Origin of the sequence: Streptomyces sp. NPDC058632 (assembly GCF_042717095.1) — a bacterium.
GTDB lineage: Bacteria > Actinomycetota > Actinomycetes > Streptomycetales > Streptomycetaceae > Streptomyces.
This window is the reverse complement of record NZ_JBHXQZ010000038.1, coordinates 32,166-52,810: the sequence shown is the minus strand read 5'-3', so window position 1 is coordinate 52,810 and position 20,645 is coordinate 32,166. Positions and strand designations below refer to the sequence as shown.

General features: G+C 70.9%; 17 protein-coding genes. 9 read left to right on the top strand and 8 right to left on the bottom strand.

The window, feature by feature from the left end:
- Positions 1-10: 10 nt before the first annotated feature.
- On the bottom strand, positions 11-565 hold the full coding sequence (locus ACFWVE_RS16810; RefSeq protein WP_384014187.1) for a methylated-DNA--[protein]-cysteine S-methyltransferase: 555 nt from the start codon (positions 563-565) through the stop codon (positions 11-13).
- 53 nt (positions 566-618) lie between these two features.
- On the bottom strand, positions 619-1,491 hold the full coding sequence (locus tag ACFWVE_RS16805) for a glycerophosphodiester phosphodiesterase (RefSeq protein WP_384014184.1): 873 nt from the start codon (positions 1,489-1,491) through the stop codon (positions 619-621).
- A 352-nt stretch (positions 1,492-1,843) separates the two neighbouring features.
- On the opposite strand from ACFWVE_RS16805, the gene ACFWVE_RS16800 reads away from it, so the two are divergent.
- The 7 genes from ACFWVE_RS16800 to aroQ all read left to right on the top strand — a co-directional run bounded on the left by ACFWVE_RS16800 (position 1,844) and on the right by aroQ (position 11,238).
- Positions 1,844-2,722 carry an MHYT domain-containing protein gene (locus ACFWVE_RS16800; protein ID WP_384014181.1) on the top strand — a complete coding sequence of 293 codons (879 nt, stop codon included), beginning with the start codon at positions 1,844-1,846 and terminating at the stop codon, positions 2,720-2,722.
- 40 nt (positions 2,723-2,762) lie between these two features.
- On the top strand, positions 2,763-4,901 hold the full coding sequence (gene uvrB / locus ACFWVE_RS16795) for an excinuclease ABC subunit UvrB (protein ID WP_384014178.1): 2,139 nt from the start codon (positions 2,763-2,765) through the stop codon (positions 4,899-4,901).
- Positions 4,902-5,060: 159 nt separating this feature from the next.
- Entirely contained in the window at positions 5,061-5,639 is a 579-nt protein-coding gene (locus tag ACFWVE_RS16790; RefSeq protein ID WP_257849634.1) for a TerD family protein, read from the top strand.
- Between the two features lie 134 nt (positions 5,640-5,773).
- Positions 5,774-7,759, top strand: a complete 1,986-nt coding sequence (locus ACFWVE_RS16785) for a TerD family protein (RefSeq protein ID WP_384014174.1) — start codon at positions 5,774-5,776, stop codon at positions 7,757-7,759.
- A 330-nt stretch (positions 7,760-8,089) separates the two neighbouring features.
- Complete coding sequence (locus ACFWVE_RS16780; protein WP_384014172.1) at positions 8,090-9,094, top strand: TerC family protein; 1,005 nt, start codon at positions 8,090-8,092, stop codon at positions 9,092-9,094.
- A 381-nt stretch (positions 9,095-9,475) separates the two neighbouring features.
- Positions 9,476-10,588: a calcium:proton antiporter gene (locus ACFWVE_RS16775; protein WP_384014169.1), complete on the top strand. Its 1,113-nt coding sequence runs from the start codon at positions 9,476-9,478 to the stop codon at positions 10,586-10,588.
- Positions 10,589-10,764: 176 nt separating this feature from the next.
- Positions 10,765-11,238, top strand: a complete 474-nt coding sequence (aroQ, locus tag ACFWVE_RS16770) for a type II 3-dehydroquinate dehydratase (protein WP_384014166.1) — start codon at positions 10,765-10,767, stop codon at positions 11,236-11,238.
- Positions 11,239-11,312: 74 nt separating this feature from the next.
- Here the strand turns inward: aroQ and ACFWVE_RS16765 are convergent, their stop codons facing one another.
- Positions 11,313-11,966: an MBL fold metallo-hydrolase gene (locus ACFWVE_RS16765; RefSeq protein ID WP_384014163.1), complete on the bottom strand. Its 654-nt coding sequence runs from the start codon at positions 11,964-11,966 to the stop codon at positions 11,313-11,315.
- A gap of 10 nt (positions 11,967-11,976) precedes the next feature.
- Positions 11,977-12,666: a maleylpyruvate isomerase family mycothiol-dependent enzyme gene (locus ACFWVE_RS16760; RefSeq protein WP_384014160.1), complete on the bottom strand. Its 690-nt coding sequence runs from the start codon at positions 12,664-12,666 to the stop codon at positions 11,977-11,979.
- 223 nt (positions 12,667-12,889) lie between these two features.
- On the opposite strand from ACFWVE_RS16760, the gene uvrA reads away from it, so the two are divergent.
- Entirely contained in the window at positions 12,890-15,883 is a 2,994-nt protein-coding gene (uvrA, locus tag ACFWVE_RS16755; RefSeq protein ID WP_384014157.1) for an excinuclease ABC subunit UvrA, read from the top strand.
- A gap of 156 nt (positions 15,884-16,039) precedes the next feature.
- Here the strand turns inward: uvrA and ACFWVE_RS16750 are convergent, their stop codons facing one another.
- Together ACFWVE_RS16750 and ACFWVE_RS16745 are read right to left on the bottom strand one after the other, a co-directional pair.
- Positions 16,040-16,948 (bottom strand): carbohydrate kinase, encoded by a 909-nt coding sequence (locus ACFWVE_RS16750; protein WP_384014154.1) that lies wholly within the window; start codon positions 16,946-16,948, stop codon positions 16,040-16,042.
- On the bottom strand, positions 16,945-18,000 hold the full coding sequence (locus tag ACFWVE_RS16745; RefSeq protein WP_384014151.1) for a LacI family DNA-binding transcriptional regulator: 1,056 nt from the start codon (positions 17,998-18,000) through the stop codon (positions 16,945-16,947). Before ACFWVE_RS16745 ends, ACFWVE_RS16750 begins: the two co-directional genes overlap by 4 nt.
- Before the next feature lie 234 nt (positions 18,001-18,234).
- Here ACFWVE_RS16745 and ACFWVE_RS16740 point away from each other — a divergent pair, with 234 nt between their 5' ends.
- Positions 18,235-18,654 (top strand): Rieske (2Fe-2S) protein, encoded by a 420-nt coding sequence (locus tag ACFWVE_RS16740; RefSeq protein WP_384014148.1) that lies wholly within the window; start codon positions 18,235-18,237, stop codon positions 18,652-18,654.
- 62 nt (positions 18,655-18,716) lie between these two features.
- Here ACFWVE_RS16740 and ACFWVE_RS16735 read toward each other — a convergent pair whose 3' ends face one another.
- Together ACFWVE_RS16735 and ACFWVE_RS16730 are read right to left on the bottom strand one after the other, a co-directional pair.
- Positions 18,717-19,664, bottom strand: a complete 948-nt coding sequence (locus ACFWVE_RS16735) for a hypothetical protein (protein ID WP_384014145.1) — start codon at positions 19,662-19,664, stop codon at positions 18,717-18,719.
- A 296-nt stretch (positions 19,665-19,960) separates the two neighbouring features.
- Positions 19,961-20,488: a TetR family transcriptional regulator gene (locus tag ACFWVE_RS16730; RefSeq protein WP_384014142.1), complete on the bottom strand. Its 528-nt coding sequence runs from the start codon at positions 20,486-20,488 to the stop codon at positions 19,961-19,963.
- Between the last annotated feature and the right edge of the window lie 157 nt (positions 20,489-20,645).

Sequence of the window (20,645 nt, the reverse complement as noted above, 5' to 3'; positions counted from 1 at the left end):
GACCCGCCCGTCAGAACAAGGGTTCCGGCAGCACGCCCTCCAGGGCGAGCAGCCGGCGCTTGGCCTCCAGCCCGCCCCCGAACCCGCCGATGCCGCCGTCGCTCTCCACGACCCGGTGACAGGGCACGACCACCGGCAGGGGATTCGCGCCCATCGCCGCGCCGACGGCCTGGGCGCCTTCCGGCCGGCCGACCCGGCCGGCCAGATCGCCGTACCCCACGACCGTGCCGTACGGCACGCCGGCGGCCAGCTCGCGCAGGACCTCCCGGTTGAAGCCGGAGATCAGCGACCAGTCCAGGGGCAGGTCGAAATCGCGCCGCTCACCCGCGAAGTACGCCTCGACCTGGCGTATCGCCTCGGTGAGCAGCGGAGAGCGGGGCTCCTCGGCGGGCTCGGTGCCGAGCCGGGACGCCAGTCGTTCCAGCGCGCTGTCGCGCACCTCGTCCGTGGCGTGGAACACGACGCTGACCAGGCCCTCACGGGTCGCGGCCAGCAGCAGCGGGCCGATGCCGGTGCCGACGACGGCCCACACGACCCGCCGCTCGTACTGCCCATGGCTGTCCATGCGCCCCACCGTACGACCCGCCACTGACAACCCCGTGAAGGGGCGAGGAGAGATCAGCCGCCCACCGCGTCCCGCACCACGTCGGGCTTGTTGCTGATGATCCCGTCGACACCGAGCCCGGCGGCCCGCCGGGCCGCGGCCGCCTCGTCCACCGTCCAGGCGAGGACCTCCAGAGGCTTGCCGTGCGGTCCCTCGAAGCCCTGGACGACGGCGACGTAGCCGAGGGACAGGGAGGTGTGCGAGGGGTTGATCTGGTCGGTGAAGTCCGCGTACACGGGCAGGTCCTTCACGGGAGGCGCACCGAGGAAGCCGGTCCTCACCCCGGGCTTCAGCTCGTGCACGGTCCGCACGCTGTCCGCGCTGAAGCTCTGCACGACCAGCCGGTTCTCCCGATGCGCGCGGTCGAGCCATCCCTCGTTGCTCAGGACCTTCAGGGTCTCGCCCTCGATGCCGGGGTACAGCCGGGGGTTCTTGATCTCCAGGAGCAGCTTCTGGTCGTGCCGCTCGACCCTCCGGACGAACTGCTCCAGGGTGGGCACGCGCGTGCCCGCGAACGCGGGACCGAACCAGCTGCCCGCGTCGAGCCGGGCGATCTCCGCCGCGGTGAAGTCCTTCACCTTCCAGGGCGACCGGCCGGGGAAGACCTTCTCGACGTCCGTGGTGCGCGCCAGGCTGTCGTCGTGCAGGACGACGAGCTCGCCGTCCCTGGTGCGCTGGACGTCGTTCTCCACCCAGTCGACACCGAGCCCGGCCGCCTTGTCGACGGCGGCAAGAGTGTTTTCAGGTGCGTACCCGGAGGCGCCCCGGTGGGCGACGACCAGGGGAAACGTGTCACTGTCGGCGCCATGTGCGGGGGAGAGGGGGAGCAGGAGGGCGGCGGTTCCCAGGAGCGCGGTGGTCGAGGCGACAACGGTGCGCGTGTGCATGCGTACTCCTCGCGTCGAGCGGTCGGGCCATCGTCGAGCAGGCGGATCATCACCTGATGATCGGCGTCGGTCGGATCGTCGTCCGGCGCCGGGGCGTCACGGACAGCTCAACTGTGACAGCGGAGCGTCAATGGGGAGTGGGCGCGGGATGACCACGGATTGAACGGGCTTGCCCAACTGCGCACACTGGTGCCGCACAAGTGGGGCAAGGTCGTGTTTCTTTGCCCGATGGTCGTTCAACCATTCCGGTGAGGTCATACTCTCTGCGTCAACCCTGACCGCCGACGCGGTCCTGGGAGGGGGTTCACAACCGGGAATTCCGGGACGCAAAGGGCGGGAGGGGCAGCCGCGCATGCAGAGCACGGTCGACGGATTCAGTTACGGTCTGGTCACACCGGTGGTGGCCTTCCTCATGGCCTGCCTCGGCGGCGCCCTGGGGCTGAGATGCGCCACCCGGCCGCTCGTCGTGGCCGGGTCGTGGCGCCCCGGCTGGCTCGCCCTCGGCTCGGCGGCCATCGGATCCGGCATATGGACGATGCACTTCATCGCGATGATGGGCTTCACGGTCGAGAACACGCCGATCCACTACGACCGTGTGATGACGTTCGCCAGCCTCGCCGTCGCCGTCGTCATGGTGGGTGTCGGGATCTTCATCGTCGGCTACCGGGGTGCCACCGGAACGTCCCTGTTCACCGGCGGCACCATCACCGGCCTCGGCATCGCCTCCATGCACTACCTGGGCATGGCCAGCATGAGCCTCGACGGACAACTGGAGTACAACACCCTCACCGTCGCCGCGTCCGTCGCCATCGCCATGGCCGCCGCGACCGCCGCCCTGTGGGCGGCCGCGCAGGCCAAGGGTTTCCTGTGGAGCGTGGGCGCGAGCCTGGTCATGGGCTTCGCGGTCACCGGCATGCACTACACCGGCATGGCCGCCCTGGAGATCCACATCCACGGGACGGCGGATCCCGCCACGGGAGAATCCGCAGCCGCCCTGCTCGCGCCCATGATGCTCGGCCCGCTCGCCCTCCTGGTCCTGGCCGGCATCGTGGTGATCTTCGACCCGCTGGTGATCATGGGGCGGCCCGGCCCCGCGCCCGTCGAACACAAGCCCGGCGTCCCCGCCCGCTCCCGGCACCACTCCTCGACGCACCCGGCGCGCCCGACGCGCCTGCGACTGCGCGCCCGCGGCCCGGTCGAGCACCGCCCCCGCACCCCGCAGAACCGCTGACCGGGACCCGTTGTCAGTGGAGGGTCGTACGGTGGGTGGCATGCGGCCCGTTTCCCAGATCGAACGCACGGTGGCGCCCTTCGAGGTCGTCAGCCCCTACCAGCCCAGCGGCGACCAGCCGGCGGCCATCGCCGATCTCGCCCGGCGTATCGAAGCCGGCGAGAAGGACGTCGTCCTCCTGGGCGCGACCGGCACCGGCAAGTCCGCCACCACCGCGTGGATGATCGAAAAACTCCAGCGCCCCACCCTGGTCATGGCGCCGAACAAGACCCTGGCCGCCCAGCTGGCCAACGAGTTCCGCGAGCTGCTGCCGAACAACGCGGTCGAATACTTCGTCTCGTACTACGACTACTACCAGCCCGAGGCGTACGTCCCGCAGTCGGACACCTACATCGAGAAGGACTCCTCGATCAACGAGGAGGTCGAGCGGCTGCGCCACTCCGCGACCAACTCCCTGCTCACCCGCCGTGACGTCGTCGTGGTCGCCTCCGTCTCCTGCATCTACGGTCTCGGCACCCCGCAGGAGTACGTGGACCGCATGGTGCCGCTCCGCGTCGGCGAGGAGTTCGACCGGGACGAGCTGCTGCGCCGCTTCGTGGACATCCAGTACACGCGCAACGACCTGGCCTTCACCCGGGGCACCTTCCGCGTCCGCGGCGACACCATCGAGATCTTCCCGGTCTACGAGGAGCTCGCCGTCCGCATCGAGATGTTCGGCGACGAGATCGAGGCGCTCTCCACGCTCCACCCGGTCACCGGCGAGATCATCAGCGAAGACCGGCATCTGTACGTCTTCCCGGCCTCCCACTACGTCGCCGGCCCCGAACGCATGGAGCGGGCCGTGGGCGACATCGAGAAGGAGCTCACCGGCCGCCTCGCCGAGCTGGACAAGCAGGGCAAGCTCCTGGAGGCCCAGCGTTTGAGGATGCGCACCACCTACGACCTCGAGATGCTCCGCCAGATCGGCAGCTGCTCCGGCGTCGAGAACTACTCGATGCACTTCGACGGCCGCCTGCCCGGCTCCCCGCCGAACACCCTGATGGACTACTTCCCGGACGACTTCCTCCTCGTCATCGACGAGTCGCACGTCACCGTGCCCCAGATCGGCGCCATGTACGAGGGCGACGCCTCCCGCAAGCGCACCCTCGTCGACCACGGCTTCCGGCTCCCCTCCGCCCTGGACAACCGCCCGCTGAAGTGGGAGGAGTTCCAGAAGCGCATCGGCCAGGCCGTGTACCTGTCGGCCACCCCCGGCCAGTACGAGCTCTCCCGCTCGGACGGCGTCGTCGAACAGATCATCCGCCCCACCGGCCTGATCGACCCCGAGGTCGTCGTCAAGCCCACCGAGGGCCAGATCGACGACCTGGTGCACGAGATCCGCTCGCGCGTCGAGAAGGACGAGCGCGTCCTGGTGACCACGCTCACCAAGAAGATGGCCGAGGACCTCACCGACTACTTCCTCGAACTCGGCATCCAGGTGCGCTACCTCCACAGCGACGTCGACACCCTGCGCCGCGTCGAACTGCTCCGGGAGCTGCGCAGCGGCGAGTACGACGTCCTCGTCGGCATCAACCTGCTGCGTGAGGGTCTCGACCTGCCCGAGGTGTCCCTGGTGGCGATCCTCGACGCCGACAAGGAGGGCTTCCTGCGCTCGGGCACCTCCCTGATCCAGACCATCGGCCGCGCGGCGCGCAATGTCTCCGGCCAGGTCCACATGTACGCGGACAAGATCACCCCGGCGATGGCGAAGGCCATCGACGAGACCAACCGCCGCCGGGAGAAGCAGGTCGCCTACAACCGGGCGAAGGGCATCGACCCCCAGCCGCTCCGCAAGAAGATCAACGACATCGTCTCCCAGATCGCCCGCGAGGACATCGACACCGAGCAGCTGCTGGGCTCCGGCTACCGGCAGGCCAAGAAGGACGGTGGCGGGGCCAAGGCCCCCGTGCCCGCGCTCGGCACCAAGGCGGCCAAGGGCGCGAAGGGCAGGGCCAAGGGTGCCGAGCCGGTGCCCACCGACCGGCCCGCGGCGGAGCTCGCCGGGCAGATCGAGGAGCTCACCGCGCGGATGCGGGCCGCAGCCGCCGACCTGCAGTTCGAGATCGCGGCCCGGCTGCGCGACGAGGTGTCCGAAATGAAGAAGGAGTTGCGGCAGATGCGGGAGGCGGGCCTGTCCTGACGGCGCCGCGTTCCGGCACGGTGCCCGTCCGGCACGGGCTGTGTTGCAAGACCGACACAAAGTGCGGACCGGGGTGCGTCACTGTCAGTGCTCCTGCGTAGGGTTCTGGTCATCCGCGGTTTCGCGGCAACAGGGGAAAGTCCGAGAGGGGATCAGCGCGTGACCGTCAACATGACCAAGGGTCAGGCCATCAGTCTGCAGAAGAACGACGGCGGCAGCCTGACCGCGGTCCGTATGGGTCTCGGCTGGCAGGCTGCCCCCCGCCGCGGCCTGTTCGGCTCGCGTACCCGGGAGATCGACCTGGACGCCTCCGCTGTCCTGTTCGCGGACAAGCAGCCGGTCGACGTCGTCTTCTTCCGCCACCTGGTGAGCGACGACGGCTCCGTGCGCCACACCGGTGACAACCTCGTCGGCGGCGTCGGCCAGGGCGGCGACGACGAGGCCATTCTCGTCGACCTGTCCCGCGTCCCGGTCCACATCGACCAGATCGTCTTCACCGTGAACTCCTTCACGGGCCAGACCTTCCAGGAGGTGCAGAACGCGTTCTGCCGTCTCGTCGACGAGACCAACGGCGAGGAGCTCGCCCGCTACACGCTGGCCGGCGGCGGCTCCTACACCGCCCAGCTGATGGCGAAGGTGCACCGTTCGGGCACGGGCTGGACGATGACGGCCCTGGGCAACCCGGCCAACGGCCGTACCTTCCAGGACCTGATGCCGGCGATCCTGCCGGTGCTCTGAGCGTCCGGAGCGGCACCCGGACGAGCAGCACGTCACAAGCAGCACGTCACAAGCAGCACGTCACAAGCGGTGCGTCACGAACGACGGAACACGAGCGGCACGCGCGAAGCACGCGACACGGGGGGACGAGGGCGATGACGGCCGAGCTGGTGCGGGGACAGAACCACCCGCTCTCCCAGTCGCGTCTCGAGATCCGGGTCTCGGCCGGCACGCCGGTCGTGACCGTGGCCGCGCTCGGCGACGAGGACGGCAGGATCCACGGGGTGGAGTGGGTGGCCCACCCGGGTTCGCCCACCCAGCCCGGCCTGGAGGTGTCGCGGCAGGCCGCGGCCGACCACCGGCTCGCGGTGGACCTGGACGCCCTGGCCGACGCGGTCCACCGTGTCAGTGTGCTGCTCGCGCTGCCCGCCCCCGCCGGGCAGGGCCCCGCCCGCTTCGGCGCCGTCGCCGCACCCTTCGTCGCGGTCACCGGGCTGGACGGCACCGAAGTGGCCAGCTACACCGTCACCGGCCTGGAAGCGGAGACGGCCGTCGTCGCCCTGGAGCTCTACCGGCGCCAGGGCGCCTGGAAGGTGCGCGCGGTCGGTCAGGGATACGCCGGCGGCCTGGCCGAGCTCCTCACCGACCAGGCCCTGCCCCAGGCACGGCAGCTCGCGGGCAGCATCGAGGAAGCGGTCGCCCGGGGGCTCGCCCGCTCCGTGCAGGCGCCCCCGCCCCGCCCTTCCGAGGGCGACCGTTCCCGTCAGGCGGCCACTCCGGCCCGCCACCCCGACCAGGGCGGCGGCACCGCACCCCGGGGCGCCCCCGGCCCCGTGCCGCCCGCGTACGGCGGGCAGCCGGCCGGGCCGCCGGCCCACCCCGGAGGAGCCGCGGGTCCGTCCGCGGCGACGGCCGGTGGTCCGATCGACTACAGCCACCCCCGCCGGCGCAAAGCCGCCCCGCCGTCTCCCCCGCCGGCCGCGCCCCCGGTCCCGCCGGGCCAGCCCGCGCAGCCCGTCGCGGGCGACGCGACCGGCTGGTCCATGGAGGAGCGCCTCTACAACCAGGTCTGGGGCATGTTCGAGGACCTGGCCCGCACCACCGCCGCCTACCGCAGTGCCGTCGACTTCGCCGAGTCCCGCATGGACAAGGAGCTGGAGCAGGTCCTGTCCGATCCGCGCAATCGGATCGGCGGTCAGGGCGACGCAGCGCGCGAGGCGGCCAGGGCCCGGCAGGCCCAGCTCGTCGACCGGGCGAGGGAGGCCCTCGACCGCGACCTCGCCCAGCTCGTCGCCGAGGCCGAGGTCGTCGAACCCGCCCTGCCCCCGGCGTACGCCCGCTGGGACAACCCCGTCTGGCACGCCTACCGGGTACCGATGGAGATTCCCATGGCGCTGCGCCTGGGTGACCTCCGGCTGCCCGAGGCCGACCGGATCCGCATCCCGATGCTGCTCCGGCTGCCGCTGGAGCGCGGCCTGTGGATCGACAGCGGCCGGACCGACGCCCTGGACGAGTCGTTCACCGACGCCCATGACATGCGGCGTCTCGCCATGGAGACGGCGGTGGCCCACGCGGCACGCCTGCTCGCCGTCCACCCGGCGGGCGAGTTCACCGTGCACGTCGTCGACCCGGCCGGATCGGGCGCGCAGCCGCTGGTACCGCTGACGCGGAGCGGTGTGCTGGCGGCGCCGCCCGCCCAGGGCGCCGCGGGCGTCACGGACGTCCTGAGCCGGCTCACCCAGCGCGTCGACCTGGTGCAGATGGCGCTGCGCGGCGGAGCGGCCGACTCGCTGCCGCCCGGCTTCGACACCTCCCAGCAACTGCTGATCGTCAACGACTTCCCGCACGGTTTCGACGACCGTGCCGTGAACCAGCTGCGCTACCTCGCCGACGAGGGCCCGTCCGGCGGCGTCCACCTGATGATGGTCGCCGACCGCGAGGAGTCCGCCGGATACGGACCGCTGCTCGACCCCCTGTGGCGCTCCCTGCTGCGGCTGACCCCGGTGGCCGACAGTCATCTGGCCGATCCGTGGGTCGGACACGCCTGGACGTACGAGCCCCCGCTCGTGCCGCCGGGCAGCCAGGTTCTCCAGCAGGTGCTCACCCGGGTCGCCGAGGCCCGACGGACAGGGCGTCCCTGACCGGGAACCTGTGACCGTGCGTCCGCAATCGCCGCGGTGGTGTCCCATCTCTTGGACCGTGCTCCCTTATGGCCGCCTCCCACCTGGGGCTTTGGGGTTTCTTTTACCTCGCTCTTTACCAAACCTTGGTGATGAGGGTAAAGTTTTGCACACGGAGGGGAGTACTCCCTGTCTGTGCGGCGACCCCGTCAATACGGATCAGGCCTGATCCCGGGGCGTCGGCCCATGAGTCCGTCCGGCTGCTGTCAAGCGCCGGGGGGCCTGGGTGGAAGAGACCTCCGGCAGCAATGACGCTGACATTTTCCGTGAGACGTATCTGCCGGAGGCGCAGTGGAAGTTACCCCGACCCTTTGGGCCCTGACCGTTGTGGGCCTTCTCGCCCTCATCTCGATCGACTTCTTCATCGGGCGCAAGCCGCACGACGTCTCCATCAAGGAAGCCGGGATCTGGACCATGGTCTGGATCGCCCTGGCCGTGCTCTTCGGGCTCGGCCTGCTGGTCTTCAGCGGGGGGCAACCCGCAGGCGAGTTCTTCGCCGGCTACATCACCGAAAAATCGCTGAGCGTCGACAACCTGTTCGTCTTCGTCCTGATCATGGCGAAGTTCGCGGTGCCGTCGCAGTACCAGCAGAGGGTGCTCCTGGTCGGCGTGATCATCGCCCTGGTACTGCGGACGATCTTCATCGCCGCGGGCGCCGCGATCATCGCCAGCTTCTCGTGGGTCTTCTACATCTTCGGCGCCTTCCTGATCTACACGGCCTGGAAGCTCGTCCAGGAGGCCCGCGCCGACGAGGAGGACGAGGAGTTCGAGGAGAACAAGCTCCTCAAGGCCGCCGAGCGCAGGTTCGGCGTGGCCGACCGGTACCACGGCACCAAGCTGTGGATCGAGCAGAACGGCAAGCGGGTCATGACCCCGATGCTGGTCGTGATGCTCGCCATCGGCACCACGGACGTGCTCTTCGCGCTCGACTCGATCCCCGCGATCTTCGGTCTGACCCAGGACCCGTACATCGTGTTCACCGCGAACGCGTTCGCCCTCATGGGTCTGCGGCAGCTGTACTTCCTCATCGGCGGTCTGCTGCGGAAGCTGGTCCACCTGTCCTACGGCCTGTCGATCATTCTCGGCTTCATCGGTGTGAAGCTGGTGCTGCACGCACTGCACGAGTCCGGGGTACACGTTCCCGAGATCAGCATCCCTGTGTCGCTGGGTGTGATCTGCGGCGTCCTGATCGTCACCACGATCACCAGCCTCAGGGCCTCCAAGAAGCAGGCGCTGAAGGACCAGGCCGAGGAGGGCCGGGTCGAGGGCACCGACAAGGACAGCATCGACGTCTGACCCGACGTCCGACCCGTCCGGGAACGGACAGGGGATTTCCGGGAGCGGGGCGCGGCAGGCAGCCGCGCACCGCTCCCGGCGTCTGCCGGTCTCGTGCCGGACCAGGAAAGAACGACCCGCGGGGGATGCGGCAACGCTCACTGCCGTCCGCCAATGACCGTCCCCTCAGCCAGTAGAGGAGATCATGCGCGACCACCACGACCACCACCTCAAAACGACAAGGAGCATGCGAGCGACCGGGTCGGCCGGACGTCGGCGAGACCGGTCGCACGGTCGGGCACCCGCACAGAGCGGGGGACTTAAAGTGATCAATATGGTGATTCATTCCCCGGGGCGCCGAGTGGCCGAAGTCCGTGGTTCCTTCAGGTCTGAGGGCTCCGCATGACCACGTGGATCAGAACACTCGCGGGCCGGTGGACGACCGCGCTCCCCATCCTCGCGGTGGTGCTCCTGGCTCTGACCTGGGGGAGCAAACTGTCCGGCGCGGTCATCGCCGTGGCGGTCGTGGTGCTGGCGGCAGCCGTGCTGGCTGCCGTGCACCATGCGGAGGTGGTGGCCCACCGGGTCGGCGAACCGTTCGGCTCGCTGGTCCTCGCGGTCGCCGTCACGATCATCGAGGTCGCACTGATCGTCACCCTGATGATCGACGGAGGGCCCGATACCGCGTCCCTGGCCAGGGACACCGTCTTCGCGGCTGTGATGATCACCTGCAACGGCATCCTCGGAGTGAGTCTGCTGGTCGGCTCGCTGCGGCACGGCACGGCCACCTTCAATCCGGAAGGCGCCGGCGCCGCGCTCGCCACGGTGGCCACGCTGGCGACCCTCACCCTGGTGCTGCCGACGTTCACCACCAGCAAGCCGGGCCCGGAATTCTCCGGGGTGCAGCTCACCTTCGCCGCGGTCACCTCGCTGATCCTCTACGGCCTGTTCGTCGCGACACAGACCGTCCGGCACCGTGACTACTTCCTGCCCGTGGTCAAGCCCGGCAAGCCCACACCGGTCGTGGCCCCGGAGGACGAGCACGCGGCCGCGCCCTCCGACCGCACCGCCCTGACCAGTCTCGGGCTGCTCGGTCTGGCCCTCGTGGGGGTGGTCGGCCTGGCCAAAGGCGTCTCGCCCGCCATCGAGTCCGGTGTCAAGTCGGCCGGGCTGCCCCACGCCGTCGTCGGTGTGATCATCGCGCTGCTGGTCCTGCTGCCCGAGACCATCGCCGCCGTGCGCGCCGCGCAGCGCAACCGGGTCCAGACCAGTGTGAATCTCGCGCTCGGCTCGGCGATGGCCAGCATCGGCCTGACCATCCCCGCGGTCGCCATAGCCTCCCTGTGGCTTTCGGGTCCGCTCGTCCTGGGCCTCGGCAACACCCATATGGTGCTGCTCGCACTGACCGTGGTGGTCGGCGCCCTGACCGTGCGCCCCGGCCGGGCCACACCGCTCCAGGGCGGGGTGCACCTGGTGATCCTCGCGGCCTATCTCGAACTGGCGATCAACCCGTAGCACCGACTTCGGAAACCGCCTCCGGGCGGGGACGTGCCCCGCGCAGACCCCCGCGCCGACGCACCCCCGCCCGGAGGCGGCTCCGGCAGCACGGCGGGACCGGGGCAACCGTCGGCGGGGGCGTGATAGACCTCTTCCCGACCTTTCCCGATCTTTCCGAACGGACCGGAGGAACTGTGCACCGCAGCCTGGCCGATGCCCCGATCATGATTCTCAACGGCCCCAATCTGAACCTGCTCGGGCAGCGTCAGCCGAAGATCTACGGATCCGAGACGCTCGCCGACGTGGAGGCCCTGTGCGTCGGGGCGGCAGGCGCGCACGGAGGCACGGTGGACCTGCGGCAGTCCAATCACGAGGGCGAGCTGGTGGACTGGATCCACGAGGCGCGGCTGAACCACAGCGGCATCGTGATCAACCCCGGTGCCTACTCGCACACCTCCGTCGCCATCCTGGACGCCCTCAACGCCTGTGACGGCCTGCCCGTGATGGAGGTCCACATCTCCAACATCCACCGGCGCGAGTCCTTCCGGCACCACTCCTACGTCTCGCTGCGGGCCGACGGGGTCATCGCGGGCTGCGGGGTCCAGGGGTACGTGTTCGCGGTGGAGCGGATCGCTGCGCTGGCCGGCACCGGACGGGCACCGGCGTAAGCCCCGCCCCCTGGCATCCGCCCCGGAGGACGGGGCTCACCCGAACCGGCGCCCGGGCCGTTTCCCCCGGCCGCTCACCAGCCCCGCGCGCGCCACTGGGACAGCTGCGGGCGCTCCGCACCCAGCGTGGTGTCGTTGCCGTGGCCGGGATAGATCCAGGTCTCGTCCGGCAGGACGTCGAACAGCTTGGTCTCCAGGCCGTCCATCAGGGAGTTGAACTCTTCCGGAAGTGTTGTCCGACCAGGGCCGCCCGGGAACAGGCAGTCCCCGGTGAACACATGGGGATGCCCGTGCGGATCGTCGTAGACGAGGGCGATCGAGCCGGGTGTGTGGCCGACGAGGTGGCGTGCGGTGAGTTCCACGTGCCCGACCCGGATCGTGTCGCCGTCGTCGACCAGGACGTCCGTCGGCACCGGGATGCCCTCGGCGTCGTCCCGGCCCGCGTGGGTGCGGGCGCCGGTGGCCGTCACCACCCGGTCCAGCGCCTGCCAGTGATCGCCGTGCCGGTGCGTGGTGACGACGGAGGCGATGCCGTCGTCACCGATCGTGCCCAGCAGGGTGTCCGCGTCGTTGGCCGCGTCGATCAGCAACTGCTCGTCGGTGGCCCGGCAGCGCAGCAGATAGGCGTTGTTGTCCATGGGACCGACGGCGACCTTGGTGATCATCAGGTCCTTGAGTTCGTGCACGTCGGCCGGTCCGCCGACCGTCACACGCCCGCTGTACGTCATGGCGGCCAGCCTATAGCGGGGGGAGGGCGGGCAGGGCGCCGGACGTCACCGTCAGCCCCGAGCCGTCACGGCGCCCGGCGAGCCAGCCGAGCAGAGCCGCGGCCGGCCCCTCGGCCTCGACCGGGTCGCCGGCCGCCCCGCCCCCGGTGGTCCAGGTCCGGCCGTCGGTGGTGGTCAGGCGGGTCGTGGGCACGTCCTGGCGGCCGTCGAACCGCGCCGCCAGGAAGCCGATCTCCCGCTCGGTGAACTCCGCCGGAAGGTCCTCCAGCTCGTAGCCGATGTCGAGGTCCACGTGGTGCAGTTCCACCTCGACCCAGCGCCGGAACGGCACCCGGGCCGCCCGGTCCGTGACACCGCCGCGCAGCTCCACGGTGCGTGACCAGTCCGCCGGTGCCGCGCCCACCTGCTGGACGCGGGCCGCCGTCTCCCGCAGGTCCGCGAGCTGGACGTCGAGGGGGCGCGGGGCGTCCCGCTCGATGTCGGCCTCCCGCGCGGCGCCGGAGACGTACATGGGGCGCCCCTCCAGAACGTTCACCAAGGCGTCCGCGTTGCGCGCGAGGTGGGCCAGCACATGTCCGCGGGTCCAGCCCGGAAGCCGTGACGCCTTCGTCACAGCGGCGTTGTCCAGTGTGCCGACCGCGAGGAGCAGCCGCTCGGTCGCGTCGTGTACGGACGCCAGGTCATGAGCGTGATCAATCATGGAGCCGACCCTAATCCCGCCACACCTTCGGGTGAAGGTGGCGAAGGAAGACCGTGAATCGAATGCACGTGCTATAAGCTCGGGCGCGGCGTCGGGCATGCTGGAGAGCCGGGGATTGTTGTCAACCCGTGAATCCGACCGGCGTTGTCAGTGGCTCGCCCTAGTGTGAGAAAGCACGGGGGCCCCGCCCCTGTCACTTCTCTCAAGAAAGGTGCGGACCGGCGTGGCCGACCGTCTCATCGTCCGTGGAGCGCGCGAGCACAACCTCAAGAACGTCTCGCTCGACCTCCCGCGCGACTCGCTCATCGTCTTCACGGGCCTGTCGGGGTCGGGCAAGTCCTCGCTGGCCTTCGACACGATCTTCGCCGAGGGGCAGCGGCGCTACGTGGAGTCGCTCTCCTCGTACGCCCGGCAGTTCCTCGGTCAGATGGACAAGCCGGACGTCGACTTCATCGAGGGCCTGTCCCCGGCCGTCTCCATCGACCAGAAGTCGACCTCGCGCAACCCGCGCTCCACGGTCGGCACCATCACCGAGGTCTACGACTACCTGCGGCTGCTCTTCGCGCGCATCGGCAAGCCGCACTGCCCCCAGTGCTCCCGGCCCATCTCGCGCCAGTCGCCGCAGGCCATCGTCGACCGGGTGCTGGAGCTGCCGGAGGGCAGCCGCTTCCAGGTGCTGTCGCCGCTGGTGCGGGAGCGAAAGGGCGAGTTCGCCGACCTCTTCGCCGAACTCCAGACCAAGGGCTACTCCCGCGCGCGGGTGGACGGCGAGACCGTCCAGCTGTCCGACCCGCCCACGCTGAAGAAGCAGGAGAAGCACACCATCGAGGTGGTCGTGGACCGCCTCACGGTGAAGGACACCGCCAAGCGCCGCCTCACCGACTCCGTCGAGACCGCGCTCGGCCTGTCCGGCGGCATGGTCGTGCTCGACTTCGTCGACCTCCCGGAGGACGACCCCGAGCGCGAGCGCATGTTCTCCGAGCACCTGTACTGCCCCTACGACGACCTGTCCTTCGAGGAGCTGGAGCCCCGCTCCTTCTCCTTCAACTCGCCCTTCGGCGCCTGCCCCGAGTGCGGCGGCATCGGCACGCGCATGGAGGTCGACCCGGAGCTGATCGTCCCCGACCCGGACAAGAGCCTCGACGAGGGCGCCATCCACCCCTGGTCGCACGGGCACACCAAGGACTACTTCGCCCGGCTGATCGGCGCCCTCGCCGACGCGCTCGGCTTCCGCACCGACATCCCCTTCGCCGGTCTGCCGCAGCGCGCCAAGAAGGCCCTGCTGAACGGCCACAAGACCCAGGTCGAGGTCCGTTACCGCAACCGGTACGGACGCGAGCGCCGGTACACGACGGCCTTCGAGGGCGCCCTCCCCTTCGTCAAGCGCCGGCACAGCGAGGCCGAGAGCGACGCCAGCCGCGAGCGCCTCGAGGGCTACATGCGCGAGGTCGCCTGCGCCTCCTGCGCGGGGACCCGTCTCAAGCCCATCGTCCTCGCCGTCACGGTGATGGGGAAGTCGATCGCCGACATCTCGGCCATGTCCATCAGCGAGTGCGCGGACTTCCTGGGCGAGCTCAAGCTCTCCGCCCGCGACAAGAAGATCGCCGAGCGGGTGCTGAAGGAGGTCAACGAGCGGCTGCGGTTCCTGGTCGACGTGGGCCTCGACTACCTCTCGCTGAACCGCGCGGCGGGCACCCTCTCCGGCGGCGAGGCCCAGCGCATCCGCCTGGCCACCCAGATCGGCTCCGGTCTCGTCGGCGTCCTCTACGTCCTCGACGAGCCGTCCATCGGCCTGCACCAGCGCGACAACCACCGGCTGATCGAGACCCTGGTCAGGCTCCGCGACATGGGCAACACGCTCATCGTCGTGGAGCACGACGAGGACACCATCAAGGTCGCCGACTGGATCGTCGACATCGGGCCGGGCGCCGGTGAGCACGGCGGCAAGGTCGTGCACAGCGGTGCCCTGAAGGAACTGCTCGAGAACACCGAGTCGCAGACCGGCCAGTACCTGTCCGGCCGCAAGGCCATTCCGCTGCCGGACATCCGCCGCCCGCTCGACCCGTCGCGCCGGCTCACGGTGCACGGCGCCCGCGAGAACAACCTGCGGGACATCGAGGTGTCCTTCCCCCTCGGCGTGTTCACGGCGGTCACCGGCGTCTCCGGCTCCGGCAAGTCCACGCTGGTCAACGACATCCTGTACACGCACCTGGCCCGCGAACTGAACGGCGCACGGAGCGTGCCCGGCCGGCACACGCGCGTGGACGGCGACGACCTCGTCGACAAGGTCGTCCACGTCGACCAGTCGCCCATCGGCCGCACCCCGCGATCCAACCCGGCGACGTACACCGGCGTCTTCGACCACGTCCGCAAGCTGTTCGCCGAGACGACCGAGGCGAAGGTCCGCGGCTACATGCCCGGCCGGTTCTCCTTCAACGTCAAGGGGGGCCGCTGCGAGAACTGCTCGGGCGACGGCACCATCAAGATCGAGATGAACTTCCTCCCGGACGTCTACGTCCCGTGCGAGGTCTGCCACGGCGCCCGCTACAACCGGGAGACCCTGGAGGTCCACTACAAGGGCAAGTCCATCGCCGACGTCCTGAACATGCCGATCGAGGAGGCCATGCACTTCTTCGAGGCCGTCCCGGCGATCTCCCGCCACCTGAAGACGCTCCACGACGTCGGTCTCGGGTACGTACGGCTCGGCCAGGCGGCCACGACCCTGTCCGGGGGCGAGGCCCAGCGGGTGAAGCTCGCGAGCGAGCTGCAGCGGCGCTCCACCGGCCGCACGGTCTACGTCCTGGACGAGCCGACCACCGGACTGCACTTCGAGGACATCAGCAAGCTGCTGACCGTCCTGTCCGGCCTGGTCGACAAGGGCAACACGGTCATCGTCATCGAGCACAACCTCGATGTGATCAAGACCGCGGACTGGGTCGTCGACATGGGCCCCGAGGGCGGTTCGGGCGGCGGCCTGGTCGTCGCGGAGGGCACGCCCGAGCAGGTGGCGAGCGTTCCGACCAGCCACACCGGCAAGTTCCTGCGGGACGCCCTCGGCGCGGACCGCATCAGCGACGCCGCCCCGGTGACGGCCCCGCGCAAGGCAGCGGTGAAGAAGGCTCCGGCCAAGAAGAAGGTCGTCACCAAGACACCTGCCGGCAAGACGGCCGCCGCCAGGACCGCCGGGAAGGGGACGGCCCGGACGGCGAAGGCCTGACCCGACCTGCCCGGCCGGACGGACCTGGGTCCGTCCGGCCGGTGCGTCCGGCACGGTGTGAAGGCTCACGGCACGTACGGCCCGTCCGGTGGATCATGCCTGGGGCCTGGGGCCTGGGGCCTGGGGCCTGGGGCCTGGGGCCTGGGGCCTGGGGCCTCAAGCGTCCAGTTCGTGGGCGTACGGAGGCTCCGCGCCCGCGCGTGAGCAGGTGATCGCCGCCGCGCGCGCCGCGAAACCGAGCAGCTCCCGCCAGCCGTCCGCGCCCAGCTTGGCCGCCCCCTCCTCGCTGAGCGCGTCCCGGACCGCCAGACCGTGCAGCAACGCCGCGTTGACGGTGTCACCCGCGCCGATCGTGTCCACCACCTCGACCCGCTCACCCGGCACGGTGTACTCGCCACCCTCCCGCGTGAACACGGTCAGCCCGTCACCGCCCCGGGTGACCACGACCGCCGCCGGACCGGCCGCCAGCCACCGCGCGGGGGTGCCGCCGAGCCACCGGGCGTCCTCCTCGGACAGCTTCAGCAGCGACACCGACGGCAGCCAGCTCAAAAACCGGGTCCGGTAGGCGTCGGGGTCCGGGATCAGCCCCGGCCGGATGTTGGGATCCAGTGCCGTGAACACGCCCCGCGCGTGGGCGGCGCGCATCAACTCCTCGTACGCGCTCGCCCCCGGCTCCAGCACGAGGGAGCAGGTGCCGAACGACACCGCGCGGGTGCCGGCCGGCAACGCGTCCGGCGCCGCGAAGAGCCGGTCCGCCGTCCCCTCCACGTAGAAGGAGTAGACCGCCGAGCCGTCCGCCGCGACCGTGGCGACGGCGAGCGTCGTGGGCTCGCCACCGCGCTGCACCGACGACACCGCCACGCCGGTCTCGCGCAGCCGGTCCAGCAGCGCCTCGCCGAAGGCGTCGCGCGACACCCGGGAGCAGAAGGCGGCGGGGGAGCCGAGACGGCCCAGCGCCACCGCCGTGTTGTAGGGGCCGCCGCCGAGCGCCGGCGTCAACGCCGCGAGCGCACCCGCGCCCTGCGGTACCAGGTCGATCAGTGCCTCACCGGCTACGACGATCACGAGGGGTCCCTTTCTCGGGTTCCGTGGGGGCTTGTCGGGTCCGGGCAGCCGCAGGACGTGCGGTGCACGAAGGCGCAGGAGAGCCGCTCGGTCCGCACGGGCCGGTCCGGCGCGGCCAGGCGGTCCAGGAGCACCTGGACGGCACGGGCGCCGATGTCCCTGCCGGGCTGGGCGATCGCGGTGAGCCGGGGGGAGAACAGGTCCGCCCAGGCGAAGTCGTCGAAGCAGCACAGCGCGATGTCCCCGGGCACGGAGAGGCCGTGGGCGCGCAGGGCGCGCAGGGCGCCGATCGTCATGGCGTTGTTCCCGGTGACCAGCGCGGTCGGGGGAGCGCCGAGGGAGAGCAGGTCACCGGTGGCCCGCTCGGCGCCCGCCGACTCGGAGTCGCCGTGCACCAGGAGCCGCTCGTCGAACGGCAGCCCCGCACCCGCCAGACCGTGCCGGTAGCCGGTGATCCGCTCGGCGGTGGTGCTGAACCCGGGACGCCCGGCGACCAGGGCGATCCGGCGGTGACCGAGCCCGGCGAGGTGCGTGACCAGCAGGGCCGTCGGCTCGGTGTTCTCGGCGCAGACCTGGTCGAAGCGCGGGCCGCCCTTCCCGGAGTCCCCGACCACCCGGTCCAGGAACACGGCCGGCACCTGATGGCGCCCGAGGTAGGCGAGCAGCTCGCGCGGCTGCGCGGACGGTGCGACGACCACACCCTCCACCCGGCGCTCGTGCAGCAGCTGCACCACCTTGCGCTCGTGCTCGGGGTCGTCGTGGGGATCGGCGATGAGCAGGCTGTAGCCGTACTCCAGGGCGGCCGCCTCGACGCCCTGGAGGATCTCGGTGAAGTACGGGTTGCTGATCGCCGACACCGCGAGCCCGATCGAACGGGTGCGGGAGGTCACCAGCGAGCGGGCCAGCGTGTTCGGGGTGTAGCCGAGCTCCTCGACGGCGTCCAGGACCGCCTGGCGGGTGCGCGGGAGCACCGGCCGTGTGCCGTTCAGGACGTGCGAGACGGTCGCGACCGAGACCCCGGCACACCGCGCCACGTCCGTCATGGTCGCCATCGCCCACTCCCTTCGCGTACCCGGCCGACGTGGGTGCCCCGCCGCGGCTCCGTGACGGGGAAGCTATCCCATCCGACGGCAGACGTAAACGCTTGCGCAAACGTTTACGTCAGTCCCGCGCGTCCGGTCCCGGCTGGTCCCGTCCCGCCGTCCGCGCCCGCTCCCCACCCGGCAACCGGAAGGACCACCCCCGGTATGGTCGCCCCGTACCGCCGTCCGACCAGTGGAGATCCCATGTCCGGCCGATCCGCCGCGAGCCGTCGTACCGTCCTGAGAGGTATGGCCCTCACCCCTGTCGCCGGACTCGGCCTCGCCGCCTGCGGGGGAGGCGAGGAGAGGCCCTCGCAGCCGACCGGGCCCGTCGAACTCGGTGCGGAGAGCGAGGTCGCCCGGGGGAGCAGCAAGCTGTTCCGGGACCACAACATCGTGGTCAGCCGGGACGATGGCGGCTCCTTCACGGCGTACAGCACCCTCTGCACGCACGCGAACTGCCCCATCAACCGGCTGAAGGGGACGAAGCTGATCTGCCCCTGTCACGGCAGCGAGTTCGACGCCACCACCGGCAAGGTGCTGCGCGAGCCGGCGGTGGCACCGCTGGCGCCGCTCTCCGTCGAGGTCCGCAACGGCACGATCGTCGCGAAGCCGCAGACCTGAGCCACTGAGCCGAGCCGCTGGGCTCGGCCCAGCCCGGAGCCGGGTTCAGTCCGGAGCCGGGTTCAGTCCCAGTCCCAGCCGATCCCCACGTACCCCGTCCGCACGCGCGGTTCGACCAGGTGCACCGAGCGGTGCCGGGCGCTGACCGCCAGCTCCTGACGGCCGCCGCGCGGTGCCGCCGCGGAGTGCTGGGTGAACCGGTGGCAGCGCGCCGGGAGGGCCCCGGCGTCGAAGCACACCTGGAGCGCGTACTGGCCGCCGGGGGAGTCCGTCCCGTGCACGTACTCGCGCGAGACACCGGCCGTGCCGTCCTCCACGGCGTACCGGAAGAGGAACGTGTCACCGGCCCGCAGCCGTGTGTCGAAGAGCAGTTCGACCGCGAGCAGGCCGGTGTCCTGCTGCCGACGGACCCGGCCGGTACGGCAGTTCTCCAGGGCGTGCACGGTCATCCGGGCCGGTGCGGAACCGGGGTCGCCGTGGTGGACGGCCACGAAGCGGTCGATGCCGTCCCGGTGGGCGCGCACGATGTGGTGGGACTCACGCTCCGCCAACTCCCGGTGCTTCCCGATCCGGACCCGCTCATGGTGCCCCAGGGTCTGCAGCCCGCTGTCCCGGGTGGCGTCGAGCTCGGCCAGCAGCCTCGCCAGGACGCCCGCCGCCTCGACCAGCGAACGGTAGGAACGGCCCGCGGGGCGGCCGTCCGGGGCCTGCTCGTCGGACTCGGCGAGCAGACGGATCAGCGACTCCTCCGGCAGCTCCAGGATCTCCTCCAGCGCCCGTACGGCCCGCAGCGACTCGGCACGCTGCGGGCGGCGGGCGCCCTGTTGCCAGTAACTGAGGCTGGTGACACCCACCTTCACGCCGCGGCGCGACAGATGGTGCTGCACCCGCTGCAGCGGCAGGCCGCGGGCGGCTATCGCGGCCCGCAGGGCGACATGGAAGGGGCCGCCGCGCAGGGCCGAGTCCAGTTCCGCGGTGGTGGCGTCCGTGTGCGGTGTGGCGTGCGGCATGCAGGGGCCTTTCTCTGAATGTCCACAACGGCTGGTCAGGCCGTTCGCTCGACGCACCCCGGGTCCCTCCCCCGTCGGCACGGACGGGTCCTCACATCCGTACGCCGCCGTTCAGGGCCCCGAGTTCCCCCGCATTGAAGCGTGTTGGCCAATTCCCGACAACACCTGATGCCCCACATGTGGACACCGCGCGGTGCCCACATGCGGGGCACACACGTCAGGGGCCGTGCCGACCCGAAGGCCGGCACGGCCCCTGAGAGGGCGAGGAGTCCGCCGTCGACGGGGCGCGGGCGTTGCTATGTCGTTCCGTCGGCGTCCGCGACCATGCGGACGAGGGTGTCGACGAGCTCGTCGGAGGTGGTGCGCAATCCGTCCGTGCCGAGGTGGCCGCTGAGCCCCATGTCCGCGATGCCGTGGGCGCCGGTGAGCAGCAGGGCGCCGTAGCGTCGTGTGTCCCGCTCCCCCACGAGGGCGGTGACGACGGCCGGGAACTCGTCCTGGAAGCGTCCGGCCGCGTGGACGCGGTCCGCGGCCGGGTCACCCGCCGGTGTGCACAGCCGACGCCGGACGCGATCGAGTCCTTCACCAGGTTCTTCGGGCCGGTGTCCGCGGCGCCTGAACGACATCTGGTACAGGTGCGGCTGCTCCCGGCCGACGCCGATGAGGGTGCGGAGAGCGCCGCGCAGCTTGTCGGAGGCCGACAGGGCCGGATCGGTCCGCAGGGTGTGCGCCTGGTCGGCGATCCGTTCCCGGCTCTCGGTCGCGACGGCGGTCAGCAGGCTGTCCCTGCCCGTGAAACGCCGGTACGGCGCTCCCCGCGTCACGCCTGCCCAGCGCGCCCGCCTCGCGCAAGGTGACGGCTTCGGGGCCGCCGAGGTCGAGGAGCTCGGCGGCCGCGTCGAGCAGGGCGCGGCGGGTGACGGCGGCGGACTCCGCACGGGTGACCATGGCGACCATCATGCAGTTGACGATGTCATCCGA

What these genes read in the sequence shown, in the direction of transcription:
- uvrB (WP_384014178.1), top strand. Translation starts at nt 2,763, where the DNA reads ATGCGGCCCGTTTCCCAGATCGAACGCACGGTGGCGCCCTTCGAGGTC.
- ACFWVE_RS16785 (WP_384014174.1), top strand. Translation starts at nt 5,774, where the DNA reads ATGACGGCCGAGCTGGTGCGGGGACAGAACCACCCGCTCTCCCAGTCG.
- ACFWVE_RS16775 (WP_384014169.1), top strand. Translation starts at nt 9,476, where the DNA reads ATGACCACGTGGATCAGAACACTCGCGGGCCGGTGGACGACCGCGCTC.
- ACFWVE_RS16760 (WP_384014160.1), bottom strand. Translation starts at nt 12,666, where the DNA reads ATGATTGATCACGCTCATGACCTGGCGTCCGTACACGACGCGACCGAG.
- ACFWVE_RS16805 (WP_384014184.1), bottom strand. Translation starts at nt 1,491, where the DNA reads ATGCACACGCGCACCGTTGTCGCCTCGACCACCGCGCTCCTGGGAACC.
- ACFWVE_RS16735 (WP_384014145.1), bottom strand. Translation starts at nt 19,664, where the DNA reads ATGCCGCACGCCACACCGCACACGGACGCCACCACCGCGGAACTGGAC.
- ACFWVE_RS16740 (WP_384014148.1), top strand. Translation starts at nt 18,235, where the DNA reads ATGTCCGGCCGATCCGCCGCGAGCCGTCGTACCGTCCTGAGAGGTATG.
- ACFWVE_RS16745 (WP_384014151.1), bottom strand. Translation starts at nt 18,000, where the DNA reads ATGGCGACCATGACGGACGTGGCGCGGTGTGCCGGGGTCTCGGTCGCG.
- ACFWVE_RS16800 (WP_384014181.1), top strand. Translation starts at nt 1,844, where the DNA reads ATGCAGAGCACGGTCGACGGATTCAGTTACGGTCTGGTCACACCGGTG.
- ACFWVE_RS16765 (WP_384014163.1), bottom strand. Translation starts at nt 11,966, where the DNA reads ATGACGTACAGCGGGCGTGTGACGGTCGGCGGACCGGCCGACGTGCAC.
- ACFWVE_RS16810 (WP_384014187.1), bottom strand. Translation starts at nt 565, where the DNA reads ATGGACAGCCATGGGCAGTACGAGCGGCGGGTCGTGTGGGCCGTCGTC.